This is a genomic window from Sellimonas intestinalis, assembly GCF_001280875.1.
Classification (GTDB): domain Bacteria; phylum Bacillota; class Clostridia; order Lachnospirales; family Lachnospiraceae; genus Sellimonas; species Sellimonas intestinalis.
Genome location: NZ_LGAJ01000007.1, coordinates 1 through 13,361, shown reverse-complemented (window position 1 = coordinate 13,361; position 13,361 = coordinate 1). Strand labels below are relative to the sequence as shown.

11 protein-coding genes are annotated in these 13,361 nt (G+C 47.3%); 3 read left to right on the top strand and 8 right to left on the bottom strand.

Translation table 11 applies throughout. The features are described from left to right. Positions 1-97 precede the first annotated feature (97 nt). From AOA56_RS07475 to AOA56_RS07465, 3 genes are read right to left on the bottom strand one after another with little or no spacing between them, the layout of a single operon-like run. Positions 98-1,303: a MalY/PatB family protein gene (locus AOA56_RS07475; protein ID WP_053769309.1), complete on the bottom strand. Its 1,206-nt coding sequence runs from the start codon at positions 1,301-1,303 to the stop codon at positions 98-100. A gap of 17 nt (positions 1,304-1,320) precedes the next feature. Further along, positions 1,321-2,199 (bottom strand): DUF3737 family protein, encoded by an 879-nt coding sequence (locus AOA56_RS07470; RefSeq protein ID WP_053769308.1) that lies wholly within the window; start codon positions 2,197-2,199, stop codon positions 1,321-1,323. Further along, positions 2,196-2,795: a DapH/DapD/GlmU-related protein gene (locus AOA56_RS07465; protein WP_034594955.1), complete on the bottom strand. Its 600-nt coding sequence runs from the start codon at positions 2,793-2,795 to the stop codon at positions 2,196-2,198. The genes AOA56_RS07470 and AOA56_RS07465 overlap by 4 nt, the downstream gene beginning before the upstream one ends. A gap of 216 nt (positions 2,796-3,011) precedes the next feature. Here AOA56_RS07465 and AOA56_RS07460 point away from each other — a divergent pair, with 216 nt between their 5' ends. From AOA56_RS07460 to AOA56_RS07450, 3 genes are all read left to right on the top strand, one after another. Then, entirely contained in the window at positions 3,012-3,914 is a 903-nt protein-coding gene (locus AOA56_RS07460; RefSeq protein ID WP_024733781.1) for a LysR family transcriptional regulator, read from the top strand. Positions 3,915-4,031: 117 nt separating this feature from the next. Then, positions 4,032-4,412 carry a BlaI/MecI/CopY family transcriptional regulator gene (locus tag AOA56_RS07455; RefSeq protein WP_024733782.1) on the top strand — a complete coding sequence of 127 codons (381 nt, stop codon included), beginning with the start codon at positions 4,032-4,034 and terminating at the stop codon, positions 4,410-4,412. 2 nt (positions 4,413-4,414) lie between these two features. Continuing rightward, the gene (locus AOA56_RS07450) at positions 4,415-6,271 is read left to right on the top strand and encodes a M56 family metallopeptidase (RefSeq protein ID WP_053769307.1); all 1,857 of its coding nucleotides are present in this window, start codon (positions 4,415-4,417) and stop codon (positions 6,269-6,271) included. Positions 6,272-6,298: 27 nt separating this feature from the next. On the opposite strand, the gene AOA56_RS07445 is transcribed toward AOA56_RS07450, so the two are convergent. The 5 genes from AOA56_RS07445 to AOA56_RS07425 form a co-directional block, all read right to left on the bottom strand. Beyond that, positions 6,299-7,564, bottom strand: a complete 1,266-nt coding sequence (locus tag AOA56_RS07445) for a DUF6070 family protein (RefSeq protein WP_156316917.1) — start codon at positions 7,562-7,564, stop codon at positions 6,299-6,301. Further along, positions 7,551-8,720: a DUF6070 family protein gene (locus tag AOA56_RS07440; protein ID WP_053769306.1), complete on the bottom strand. Its 1,170-nt coding sequence runs from the start codon at positions 8,718-8,720 to the stop codon at positions 7,551-7,553. The genes AOA56_RS07445 and AOA56_RS07440 overlap by 14 nt, the downstream gene beginning before the upstream one ends. Positions 8,721-8,918: 198 nt before the next feature. Further along, complete coding sequence (locus AOA56_RS07435) at positions 8,919-9,752, bottom strand: undecaprenyl-diphosphate phosphatase (RefSeq protein ID WP_024733784.1); 834 nt, start codon at positions 9,750-9,752, stop codon at positions 8,919-8,921. A gap of 47 nt (positions 9,753-9,799) precedes the next feature. Further along, complete coding sequence (locus tag AOA56_RS07430; protein WP_034594956.1) at positions 9,800-12,091, bottom strand: cation-translocating P-type ATPase; 2,292 nt, start codon at positions 12,089-12,091, stop codon at positions 9,800-9,802. 265 nt (positions 12,092-12,356) lie between these two features. Continuing rightward, the gene (locus AOA56_RS07425) at positions 12,357-13,091 is read right to left on the bottom strand and encodes a carboxymuconolactone decarboxylase family protein (RefSeq protein WP_053769305.1); all 735 of its coding nucleotides are present in this window, start codon (positions 13,089-13,091) and stop codon (positions 12,357-12,359) included. Between the last annotated feature and the right edge of the window lie 270 nt (positions 13,092-13,361).

The following is a 13,361-nucleotide window of genomic DNA, read 5'->3' as shown; positions in this document are numbered from 1 at the left end:
TTTACCAGAGCATAGAAAAAAGCGCCATCCATGAGCGCTTTTTCTGTACAATATGATAAAAAGATTGTGCTTCTGTATAAGTGATCTATAAAATATATCACATCCCCAGGTAAGGTTCTGGATTCCGTCCGTCTGCTCTGCAATCCTTCCAGGCTTGCACCCCTGTTTTCAGTCTTTCCAGTCCATCTTCCAGAACCGTATGGGCGCAGGCAATATTCATCCGCAAAAAGGATTTGCCGCTCTCCCCGTACTGACCTCCGTTGGAGAGATAAAGCCCTGTCTCCTTGCGGAGAACTTGTTCCAATTCCTCCGTATCCTCCACAAGCTCCCTACAATCCAGCCAGAGAAGATACGTGGCCTCGGACTCCACCAGATGAATGTCCGGAAGTTCCTGTTCCAGAAATGCTTTTGCCGTCTGCTTATTCTCATACAGATATGCCCGGAGCCCATCCAGCCATGGTCCTCCCTCTCGGTAGGCCGCGATCGCCGCAGTCATGGCAAAAACATTCGGTTCTGCCACCTCATCGGTATTGAGCGCCCGCCCCATCTGATGCCGCAAGTAAGGATCAGGCACCATGACGGCCGCCGTCTGGATCCCCGCCAGGTTGAACGCCTTGGTCGGGGCAATGCAGGTGATACTGTTCTTTTTGCACTCCTCCGATACCGAGGCAAAGGGAATGTATTCTTTCCCCGGATCCGTCAGTTCACAGTGAATCTCATCGGAAATGACTACCACATGATGTTTCCAACAGAGCGCCCCGATCCGCTCCATCGTTCCCTTTTCCCATATTTTTCCCACCGGATTGTGCGGATTACAGAAGATCAGCATGGTAGTCTGAGGGTCTGCAAGCACCCTTTCCAGTTTTTCAAAGTCCACCCCGTAACTCTCACCATCATAAGTAAGCGGACATTCCACCACGTTTCGTCCGTTGTTGACAATAGAGTTGAAAAAAATATTATAGACCGGCGTCAAAAGGACAATCTTTTCCGCCACCGACGTGAGTTTCCGCACGGCTGTAGAGATGGCCGGAACCACTCCGGTACAGAAGATCAGCCATTCTTTTTTCAGATGAAAGTGGTGGCGCTTCTTCCACCATTCCCGGATAGAGTCGTACCATTCTTCAGGAATGATTGTGTAGCCGAATACCCCGTGTTCTGCCCGTTTCCGAATGGCTTCGTGGATCTCCGGGGCCGTCTCAAAATCCATATCCGCAACCCACATCGGTAGTTCCGACTCTCCCACCTCCCATTTCATGGACAGAGTCCCCCGTCTGTTGATTGGTTTGTCAAACTGATAATCCATGATGTCCCCCCTTGTCTCTATGCACAGAATTTCTCACTCGTCACCCGGATATCAGAGCACCAGATCTTCGTCTTTCCAGGGTCCACCTTGTCTTTTTCCAGGATCAGCTCTCCGATTGCATCCGCCCGAATCGTTCCGCCCGACGGATTGAACACACTGTCGATCTTTCCTTGAATGTCCGCATCCACCGACGCATACTCAAACGCTAATGTCGTATTTAAGAGACGGCAGTTTTTCATTACCAGATTATCAATGTAGCACATCCCCTGAAGACTCTCAATCGTGCAATTCACAAGTGTCAGATTCTTTGAATTCCATCCAAGATATTCCCCGGAAATAAAAGAATCGTAGACCGTCACATTTTCACTGTTCCAAAACGCGTCTTTGGAAAGCATTTTCGCATTATGGATCTCTACGTTTTTCACTCCGTCGAAGGAATAATTGCCCACAAGCTGAAAATCACGGATCACCATATTTTGGCTGTTCATGGCAAAATAGTCACCCTTTGCCTTGACATGATCCATCTGCACGTCACTACAGCTCCAGAGTGTTTCGAACCCATTCGGAAAATTCACATCATCCAACACTACGCCCCTACAGCGGCGGAAGTTTTTCGGAGCTTCAATGAGCGCCCGCTTGACCGTAATATCCTGGGTATACCAAACACCTGCCCTCGCCATTTCGAACCAGGTACAGTCCTCCGCATAAATCTGCCTGCTGTACCAAAGCGGATATTTCCACTGAAATATGGTGGTATAAAGTGAAATATCCTGGCTTTCCTTAAGCGGTGATTCCCCTTTTGCAAAAATAGTATCATGGATCTCCAGATGTTTTCCTTGAAAAAGCGGACGTTCTCCTTCTAAATAGCTCTGATTGATTTCCTTTTTCTGCATCATTTTTTATCTCCTCCTCCAACAATGCCAATCACTTTTGCCGGCACGCCTCCTACGATCACATTCGCAGGAACGTCTTTTGTCACGACTGCGCCTGCCGCCACAATGGCATGATCCCCGATCGTCACTCCCGGCAGAATCGTCGCATTGGCTCCAATCCACACCTTTTTGCCTGTACGGATCGGTTTTGGATAAGTCGTCCCCCGATCTTCCGGTGCAAATCCGTGATTCAGCGTAGCAAACACAACATTATGTCCTACCAACGTCTCATCTCCCAGAGTAATGCCCCCCTGATCCTGAAAGCGGCAACCGGAATTGATAAACACGTTTTTACCGACACGGATGTTTTTGCCGCAGTCTGTAGTAAACGGAGGAAACATGCGGAAAGTCTCCTCCTCCGGTTGTCCAGTCAGTTGGAAGAACAGTTTCCGGATTTCCTCCGGTGTATGAAAGGACGAATTTAATTCAAATGTGATCTTCATCGCCTCAAACGCCATCTTTGTCATATACTGTTGCATCGGGGAATCTGCCCGCACCGGCCTCCCCTTGTTTACATGCTCCAAAAACGTTTCCAGTACTATCGTCTCTTCTTCTTTCATCTTAATCCCCTCTCTTGTTTCATCTCATAGATAAGTAATCCGGGCAGTAGAACTTTCATTCCTGCTTCTATCTATTCCTTTTATTCTAGTATAGAAAACCAGAATCAAAATCGCAAATACTTATATTTTATTCACATATATAGTTGAAACCTATTTAGCCTTGGGGTATAGTAATGATCAAACATATGATTCAGCATTCTTATATAGGAGGTAATGATGGAACTTCGCGTACTTCAGTATTTTCTTGCCGTTGCCAGGGAACAAAGTATTGTCCTGGCGGCAAAGTCATTGCATCTTTCGCAGCCTACCTTATCAACGCAGATCAAAAAACTGGAGGAAGAGCTCGGCAAACAGCTTTTCATCCGAGGTGGCAAGGGTCCCCGTCGGATCACACTCACCGAGGAGGGTATGATTCTTCGGAAACGTGCGGAAGAGATTCTGGAACTTGTTCACAAGACGGAGACAGAGATTGCCTCATCGGACGATATGCTTATGGGAGATATCTACATCGGTGCCGGAGAGACAGACAGTATCCGTCTGGTCGCACGGGCGGCAAAGCAGATGCAGCTCCGCTATCCAGGCATCCAGTTTCACATTTCCAGCGGAAATGCCGTCTATGTCAAAGAGTCCCTGGACCGTGGGCTGATTGATTTTGGAATCATATTCGGTACGGTGGATATGACTTCCTACCACACTTTGAAACTTCCGGCGACAGATACCTGGGGCGTCCTCATGCGAAAAGACGATCCTCTCGCAGAAAAAACGTCGATCCGCCGGGAAGATCTGTGGGATCTGCCGCTGATTGTGTCCCAGCAGGAGTCTGCCGGAGGCCAGGTGCTGCAGTGGCTGAAAAGAGATCCTGCAAAGCTTCACATTACAGCGTCCTACAATTTGATTTACAATGCTTCCCGGCTCGTGGACGAGGGGTTAGGATACGCACTTGCTTTTGACAAACTCATTCATACTTCCGGAGACAGTTCCCTTTGTTTCCGGCCCCTGAATCCTCCACTGGAAACGGAAATGTTTGTCATCTGGAAAAAATACCAGGTCTTTTCCAAACCGGTAGAAAAGTTTATTGCCATTCTGAAGGAATCCCTGGCTCTGGACGACACTTTGTAACGTCTGCCTGATGAGCGGAGTTTTCCCCGAATCTTGTCCGGACCTGTTCTTGACAAACTACAGGCAGATTTTCTATACTGGGTATTACAAGTGTAAGAAAAAAAGGAGGAATTGATTATGAATCATCTGCCACAGATTTCCGAGGCAGAATTTGAGGTAATGAAGATCGTATGGAAGTATGCGCCGATCAATACCAATGAAATCACAGAACGGCTTAGGCTAGCGACCACATGGAGTCCCAAAACGATTCACACTTTAATCAAACGTCTTGTCACAAAGGGAGCCCTCTCCTATGAGAAGCAGGGGCGGATCTTTGTCTACACCCCTCTGGTCGGAGAAAAAGAATATATTGAACAGGAAAGTTCTTCCTTTTTAAAGCGTTTTTACCACGGTGATCTGACGGCTATGGTTTCATCCTTTCTTGAGGAAGAGCGACTCTCCGATCAAGAACTGGAAGAGCTTCGCTTGCTGTTATCTCAAAAGAAAGGAGAACACTGAATATGACAGAATTTATCAATGGATTTATGAGTCGGTTTCTGCTGTGCAGCCTTTTGCTGTGCGGAATCATTGGTATATTCTTCGGCATCCGCAGGCTTTTGGGCAGATTGTTGGGCGCACATTTGCAGTACCGCCTTTGGCTCCTCCTGCTCATTCTTTTGGCGGTTCCTTTTCTGCCACAGTCTTCTTTTCCCATCCTGGCAGACCCGACCTGCATTTCTCCGGAAATCTCATCTTCCATTTCCGGATTGCAGAAAACCAAGGCTGATACTACAGTGGTCTCTGCCTCTGTCTGGATGAAAGATTTTACCGAGTCTGTTAGCAAAAGCACACCAGCGTTTCTTTGGAAGTTCCTTTTTATCATTTGGACTACCGGAGCCATACTCGCCCTCCTTTCCGGGATCCGGTCAGCACTAAAACTGCGTACTCTCCATTATTCGGCTCTTCCTCTCCAGCATCCAAAAGCCAGAGAACTTTTCAAGTCCTGCCTGGACACCCTGCATATTCAAAGACCAGTGGCCGTGTACAGTACTGCCTTTTTACGGTCGCCTGTGATGACAGGCGTTCTCCGACCTCGGATTTATCTTCCGATTCGACTGCTCTCCGATTATCATGAAGAAGATTTACGGTACATTCTGCTCCATGAGCTCACCCATTACCGTCATCTCGATGCGATCACCGGTTATCTGATGAACCTGGCCGGAACTCTATACTGGTTTCATCCGCTTGTATGGGTATCTTTGCGGGCCATGAGAACAGACCGTGAACTTGCGTGCGATGCCCGTGTTCTGTCTGTTCTGGAAGAAACAGCTTATGAAGACTATGGACTGACACTTCTCCGGTTTGCTCAAGGCTCCTCCCTGCCTTTTGCCGCCGGACTGGGACAGAAAGGACCGCAGATCCGAACCCGCATCCAGCATATTGCCTCTTATCGAAAGCCCAGCTTTTCCATACGGCTTCGATCTGTATGCATCTGCTTTCTGATTGTTCCCGTTTTTATGGCATGTGTCCCTCTCCTCTCCTTTGCGTCCGCTTCTCTGTCTCCAAACGCGATAGACACCGGCAGAAAAAGTACTTCTGCCACCCCATCTTCCGGTTGGGATTCCAGTATAAGCCCTGGCAAACACTCTGATTCTGATGGAGGACTTTCGGCTTATTTTACCGGATATGATGGAAGTTTCGTCCTCTATGATTCGGAGACGGACGGCTGGACCGTATACAATGAAACTCTGGCCCGCACAAGGGTCTCCCCGGATTCTACCTACAAGATTTATGACGCCTTATTTGCCCTAGAAGAAGGTCTGATTACTCCGGAGCACTCGGCCCTTTCCTGGTCCGGTACCAGATATCCTTTTGACGAATGGAACCGGGATCAAACACTATCAAGTGCTTTGACCTGCTCTGTCAACTGGTACTTCCAGGCGCTGGACCAGCAGATGGGCAAATCCACTCTTCGTTCCTGGCTGCAGCGGATCGAATACGGGAATGAAGCCTTGCAGGGTAATCTTGACTCTTACTGGATGGAATCCTCCCTTTTGATTTCCCCGTTAGAACAGGTAGAGCTACTGACCGGGTTCTATCACAATGAATGGAATCTGCACCCGGAATACGTGAAAGCAGTTAAAAACGCCATCTGCCTTGCCTCTTCATCTGACGGTTCCCTTTACGGAAAAACCGGAACCGGGCAGGTCAATGGAGAAAACAGAAATGGCTGGTTTATCGGGTTTGTTGAATCTTCGGGACATACAGTGTTTTTTGCGATGAATCTGACCGGGGAGGGCGCCTGTGGCAGCGAGGCTGCCTCCCGGACTCTTGCTATTTTATCGGATCGTGGAATCTATACGGATCCATCCCTCTAATCAGTGGAAAAAGCGGACCTTACGGGTTCACTGCCCGTTGTCCGCTTCTTTCCACTGTGTTCCTAATCGGTACTGATAAGGAGGAATCCTCCCCAGTTCCTCATCCGAAATCTCATTTCCCAGATATTGGAATGTTCCATTCTGTCGGAATCGTACCTTCAGCGTATGATGCAGAGCACAGTCATTTCCACTCCCCAGACATACCGCCTCAATAGTCAGTGCTGTGGTGCCGTCAGCATTTTCTTTCACATCTACGACCTCCGGCAAAGAAGTACCGAAGGTTGTCGGAACGTAGTTGCCGGTTCCAAGACGTACCCATAAGTAGGTCCGTCTTTCCCTGTCGTATTCTGCAAATGTACGAAGCTCCTCTTTTGTTACCGGAATGTAATCCATAATCAGAGTTTCAAACTCTTCCTCCGGAATCCCATCCGCATAGCGGTCATAATCGATTTTCTTCCCGTATTTCATCTCATAGAACGACTCAAACACTCCATTATAATCCAGTTTTGACAAATCTGATAAATTCCAGCGGGAACACAAAAGATTGTTCCCCTGATATCCAAGTTTCTCAACACACGCGATAGATAACTCTTTACACTTCTTGTCCATGGGCCGGATCCGAATCATGGTCCCCGCATCGACCACCTCACTTACTTCCGGTGGTTCAGGCGCACATAACTCATAAGAAAACCAGCCTTTTTCAGTATAATTCCATTTTTTGATGCGGGTACGGATCGTTTCCGTAACTACAGGTTTTCCCTCCTGACTCCATTCTGCGATCGTCTCCAGAATCTCCATTTGTTTCCCGTCAAATACAAATTTCATCCGGTTTAATCCACCGCCCGCTTTTATCTGATACATAACAATCTCCCCTGCTTTTTGATCCTGGCAGTTTAAAAGAAATCGATCCATTTTTGTCCAATGTTCCATTGTAGAATATGCATCTGCGCCACTCACGGTCAGCCCACTCTTTTTCAAGATTTCTTTCATTTTGATAAGATCTGCATCAGAGAGCACCCCATTGGACGCGTCTCCTTTCTCTGCTTTACGGTAACATGCCCCCGTAAGATTCATTGCTTTTTTACAAGCTGCTTCCGCCTCTTCCCTCTCTCTTTTACCAACCGGAAGATCGTATCCCTGCAGCTTTTGCTTTTCCCATGTCTTTTTCTTCTCCCCGGACGTATCCTCGGGACGTGATTCCTCCCGGTCCAGAATCCGGCTTCCAAGAATAATGACAATCAGGAGCAAAATCAGCAGCCCCACGTTGCGTCTCCAATGTCTATTTCTTTCCATAGTATGCTTCCCACTCTTCCTTTGTAAATCTTGGTTTATACCATGAATTTGTCACTCGCTCGTCCCAGGACAGGACCCGGCAGGAGACATAATCAAAACTTCCCTCCTGCCCAGGTCTTACAATCAGCTCGCTTTTTACCGCACAGTCCAGCATCTTCCATGTCCATACCGCCTCCACTGTGAGACGGATTGTACCATCATCCAGCTTTTCATAGCCGGTAACCTCCGGGTATGGACCGTAAGGACTTCCCCCATCCTTAAGTCCTCTCGGACGATACAGAAATGTTCCGCTTTCTGGTTGATACATCATGTTTTCCCGGATGGTGGCTGTATGAAACGAAAAATAATTTTGCAGTACTTCTTCTACTTCCTGTTCCGGTACCTGATACTCCGCCCCCCAGGAAGCCTCATATGGAACCGGCTCACCGAATTTCACATAAAAAAGCCGTTCATACAGATCGTAAAAATCCAACTTTTCCGGTTCCTTTTCATTCCAATCCGTAATCAATAGATTGTTACGGTCATATCCTATCGGTGTCACATAGACGCGGCAGGCTTTCCTGCACACAGAATCCAGTGGTTTCACTCGAAAAGCTTTTTGTCCGGGCGGCCCGTCGTACCCTGCAGGTCGGGCCTCTTCCAGAAAGAGATAACCTTTCTGAGTATATTCCCAGGAGTTTGTTTCAAACTCGTTGTAATAATTGATTTTCGGCTTTTCCCCCCATTGAAGAGAGCTCACCGCTGCCTTTAAGCCTCCTTGCTCTGCTTCCAGATCATAACGGATCCATCCCCCCTCCTTTGTCACACAGAACAGAGTTGCCTTTGCCTTTTTCCCCTCTTCTGCTTGTTGACAGAAAGTTTCCATCTGGCTATAATTCACCATATTGATCTGATTGTCCGTATCCACGGCCGCATATCCCTGCTCTCCAATCGCCCGGATGATAGTTTCCTGAATCGTTTCCGTATCCTTTTCCTGTTCATAAAGATCCTTTAGTCTCTCAGCCAGCCGCAGGGAGTCCTCTTTCCGATTCTCTTCAGATTCCGGTTCTTTGATCTCCTCGGTTTTCTGATCTGTTCTTCTCTCTGCTCCATACCCACAGCCACTTCCCACAACTATAATGAGAAGTCCTGCTATCATCCATCTTTTCCAGTTCACTTTGTTCTCCCCTTTTGTCTTTTTAAACGTTTTGATGATTTAATATTACACTTGTAAGATTTATAAGTCAAGCACCATTCTAATCATTGGAAGCGCCAAAAGGCACATTCCTGGATTATATGCGGTCGCCAGTACAAAAAATGAGGAAGAGTAAACCGATCAGTTCTCTTCCTCATTCTTTCTTTTCATTTTCATCGATTAAACCTGCACAAGCCCTACCATACTGCCAATCAACACAACAATCCCGAGTGCAATACGGTACCATCCAAATGCCTGAAAGTCATGCTTCTTAATATAATCCATCAGGAAACGGATCACTACGATGGAGACGAAAAAAGCCGTCACCATACCAACTCCAAGTACTAAAAGCTCTGATCCACTAAACGCAAATCCATATTTCAGAACTTTCAGAAGACTTGCCCCAAGCATTACCGGGACAGCCAGGAAAAAGGTAAACTCTGACGCCGCTTTTCTGGAAACCCCAATCAGGAGGGCTCCTACGATCGTTGCCCCGGAACGGGACGTCCCCGGGAAGACCGCCGCCAGAAGCTGGAACACACCAATGATCAGCACTGCTGAAACCGTCAAATCATCGACCGTACGAATCTTCGGCTTTCTGCCTTTATTCCACCTTTCGATGATAATAAAAGCAATACCAAACACAATCAGCGCAACCGCAACCGGAACGGCATGGTAGAACAGTTCTTCGAATACACTGTCAAAAAGGATTCCAATGATCGCCGCCGGAATACAGGCAAGCAGAATCTTTCCCCAGAGAATCATCTTATCCATCTCAACAAACGGTTTTCTTTTATCTTTCCACTGAAACGGGAATAACTGATTCCAAAACTGAAGAACAACCGCAAAAATCGCTCCAAGCTGGATCACCACCAAAAATACATTGATAAACTCCTCGTTCCCCTTTAATTGTATAAACTCATCCAGAAGGATCATATGCCCCGTACTGCTGACCGGAAGCCATTCTGTGATTCCCTCCACAATTCCAAATAAGACTGCTTTTATAATTTCCATCTGTCTTTTCCTTTTTCTCCCCTTTCAAATTTACACACATTCCACTTTTATTTTACCATCGTCTTTCGCACCTGTTCCAGAATCAAAATCGCCACAAGACAAGCTGCCGCACCAATTAGAACCGCGGTTGCCATCGGAATCGTAATCGCCGTGATCTCAAACAGCGACGGCAGAATCGCCAGCGCAAAGAAAGTGCCTCCCACCATAGTCACACACACAAATGTGCGAAGCCAAGTGAGCGGAATACAACTCTTAATGACAGCTCCCATAGAAATAAGAATCAAAAGCATATACATCGTTGTCTGCCTCTGCTCCACGCCAAACGGTGCAAGCAACGAAAACACCGAGATCATAACAGCAACCGTGATACCAAACGGAGCCGCATGGGAAAGTGCTGTCGGCAGAAATCTTCCCCGAATACGCCGGATATCCGATTCCACAATCGATACGAAAGACGGATATGCCTCAATGCAGGCATCAATCAATGTCACCTGAATCGGGATAAACGGGAATGGCTGATTAGAGAACAGGCAGAAGAACGATACAAGCACCGAATAAATTGTCTTGATAAAGAAGACCTGGGCCGTTCTTGTCACGTTGTTGATTACCTTTCTGCCCTCCATCACAACATGCGGCAAATTGGTGAAATCGGAATCCAGAAGCACCACCTGGGCAATCTGACGGCTTGCGTCACTTCCGTCCGCAACCGCAATTGAACAGTCCGCCTCTCTGAGAGCCAGCAGGTCGTTGACCCCGTCTCCTGTCATGGCTACCTGGTGTCCCTGCCTTTGCAAAGCCTTTACAAGCTCTTGTTTCTGTTTCGGAGTCACTCTGGCAAACACCGCATAATCCTGACAAAGGGCATCGTAGTCAGGAGATTCCCCAAGCGTAGACATATCCAGAGCATCCTGCCATCGTTTCAGGCCAGCACGCTTTGCAATCATCGCCACAGTCTTTACATGGTCTCCGGAAATCACTTTCACGTCTACCCCCTCGCGCCGGAAAAAGCCAAGCGTCTCTTCCGCATTTTTCCGAATCGTATCTTCCAGCACGACACTGTAAACCGGACGAATACCCTCCGGAAGTTTCTCATCATCTTCCCATGTCTGTCCGTAATAACCAATAATAATCACTCTGCGACCCTTTTCCAGTTCCTGTTCCAGATGATCCGGCAGCTTATCCATCAATCTTTCCGGCGCCCCCACGAAAATACTTCCGGCGCCCTCAAAGCTGATACATCCCCATTTTCTCTTAGAGGAGAAAGAAATTTTATGCTCCGGACGATACTTCGGCTCCGGCTCAAACTTCACCTTCAACGCCTGGAACGTCGCATTATTGTCGTCACTGGCTGCCATGTAGGATTTCACCAGCGCCTCCCCGTCCGTGAGATCAGAAAGCGGTAAAACGGTATGTACTCTCAGCTTTCCATCTGTAATCGTTCCTGTCTTATCAAGACAAATCGTGTCCACGTGAGCAAGCGTCTCAAGAGAATAAATATTCTGCACAAGAATTTTCATCCTTGCAAGCCGGATCACTCCTGCCGCAAGAGAAACGGAAATCAGAAGTACCAGCCCTTTCGGCAGCATACCAAGGAGAGCTGCTGAAGAGGAGATCACGGATTCATCGAGCGGGGATTGCCGCAGGAAATATGCTTCCAGAAACAAAATAATCCCAAGAGGAATGATAAGGAAACTTGTAAACTTCGTCACCTTACGCATGGATCCAAGCAGTTCGGAATGAATCTGTTTCTCCTGCTTCACTTCATTTGCCAGTTTGGTCGCATAATTCTCGTTTCCGACATGGATTACTTTGGCATATGCCTTTCCGGATATGACTGAACTTCCTGAAAAAAGCTCTGCTCCCTGCTCTTTAATAATCGCGTCGCTCTCCCCGGTCAGCAAAGACTCATTGACCTCCAGCATCCCATTCACAACAACAGCATCATTACAGATCTGATTCCCGCTTGCTAATACTACAAGATCATCCTTTACAATCTCTTCCATCTCCACGGTCATTTCGCGACCGTCTCTTCGTACACGTACCGTTGGGCGGTTCAGAATCGACAGCTCGTCCACCAGTTTCTTCGCCTTAAACTCCTGCGCTATCCCGATCACAATATTTAAAATGATAATGGCGATAAAGAGCATATTGGAGTATGCCCCAACCAGAAACAGCAGTACTGCAATCAAAAAGTTCAGAAAGTTAAACAGCGTACAAAGATTCTCCCGCACAATCTGCGGCTTCGTCTTCGTAATCTTTGCGGCGCCCGTACCGCCTTCGCCACGGGCCCTGCGCTCCTCTACTTCCCGGGCCGACAGCCCCGACAGATTTTCATTCATTACTCGAAACCTCCTGCACTATGTTTCTCCGAAGTTCTCCCTCTTCGGAAACCATGTTGATCCATTCGTTTATATTTTCACTGATTTTATGCGATTGCACCGGAGGGCCCAACCGCTCATACGGAGTTTATCATATCAGAAAGCACATAAAAATGCAATTTTTCTATGAAATATCCGTGAAAAACCAGTGGATTTAACAATTTTTTTAGAAAAATGGGCAGACCGGAGTTTTTGCTCTGCCTGCCCGGATCATTCCTTTTTAGCCTTATTTCAGAATCTGATACTGTTTGTCTGTCACCGTTTCAAGCCATTCATTGGAGGTCTTTTCTCCTGGAACTTCTATTGCCAGATGGGTAAACCAACTGTCCTTTGCCGCTCCATGCCAGCGCTTAACACCAGCCGGAATCGTTACCACATCGCCCGGATGCAGTTCCCGGGCCTCCCCTCCCCATTCCTGGTACCATCCCCGTCCGGACGTGCAAAGAAGAATCTGACCTCCTCCTCTGTCCGCTCTGTGAATATGCCAATTATTTCGGCATCCCGGCTCAAATGTCACGTTAGCTACCGGAACGCCTTCTGTAGTCAGCATCTTCAAATAGCTTTTGCCTACAAAATACTGTGCAAAGGCCACATTCGGCTCACCAAGTCCGAACAGACCCCCACCCTTTTCATCCTCTTCTTCTTTCCATACTTCTTTCGCAATTCGAAACGCCGCCCATGCTTTCGGCCATCCCGCATAAAATGCCGCATGAGTAAGAATCTCGGCAATCTCTGACCGGGTGACGCCGTTCTGCTTTGCTGTTATCAGATGATATTGAAAAGAAGAATCCGTAAGCCCCTGAGCCATTAATGCCACCACTGTCACAAGAGAACGATCCCGTAGCGACAGCTTTTCTTCCCTGCTCCATACTTCGCCAAACAGAATATCATCATTCAATTCTGCAAATTTCGGTGCGAATTCTCCAAGATCTCTGCGTCCCGCTGTTTGCTTTACTGCCATATTGATTACCTCCTACCATACTTTAAACCCATTATTTTTTTACATCCTTATTATAAAACACCATTTTTCCACTGTCTAATACCTTTGTTTTCTTAATTTTATTATCCTTAATAGATTTCCCGCCAAAAAGAACAAATGTTCTAGCTTCTCGCATCCTCTAATTTTTTTCCGGGGCGATGCTAAAGCATCCCCCCGGTTATAAAATTACCTGTCCAGACATTACTTTTTTCTCCACAACCTACTTTCTTTAACGTAGGGTACTGGCATCAG

Coding starts and splice junctions, on each gene's coding strand:
- AOA56_RS07475 (WP_053769309.1), bottom strand. CDS start 1,303: ATGGATTATCAGTTTGACAAACCAATCAACAGACGGGGGACTCTGTCC.
- AOA56_RS07470 (WP_053769308.1), bottom strand. CDS start 2,199: ATGATGCAGAAAAAGGAAATCAATCAGAGCTATTTAGAAGGAGAACGT.
- AOA56_RS07465 (WP_034594955.1), bottom strand. CDS start 2,795: ATGAAAGAAGAAGAGACGATAGTACTGGAAACGTTTTTGGAGCATGTA.
- AOA56_RS07460 (WP_024733781.1), top strand. CDS start 3,012: ATGGAACTTCGCGTACTTCAGTATTTTCTTGCCGTTGCCAGGGAACAA.
- AOA56_RS07455 (WP_024733782.1), top strand. CDS start 4,032: ATGAATCATCTGCCACAGATTTCCGAGGCAGAATTTGAGGTAATGAAG.
- AOA56_RS07450 (WP_053769307.1), top strand. CDS start 4,415: ATGACAGAATTTATCAATGGATTTATGAGTCGGTTTCTGCTGTGCAGC.
- AOA56_RS07445 (WP_156316917.1), bottom strand. CDS start 7,564: ATGGAAAGAAATAGACATTGGAGACGCAACGTGGGGCTGCTGATTTTG.
- AOA56_RS07435 (WP_024733784.1), bottom strand. CDS start 9,752: ATGGAAATTATAAAAGCAGTCTTATTTGGAATTGTGGAGGGAATCACA.
- AOA56_RS07430 (WP_034594956.1), bottom strand. CDS start 12,091: ATGAATGAAAATCTGTCGGGGCTGTCGGCCCGGGAAGTAGAGGAGCGC.
- AOA56_RS07425 (WP_053769305.1), bottom strand. CDS start 13,091: ATGGCAGTAAAGCAAACAGCGGGACGCAGAGATCTTGGAGAATTCGCA.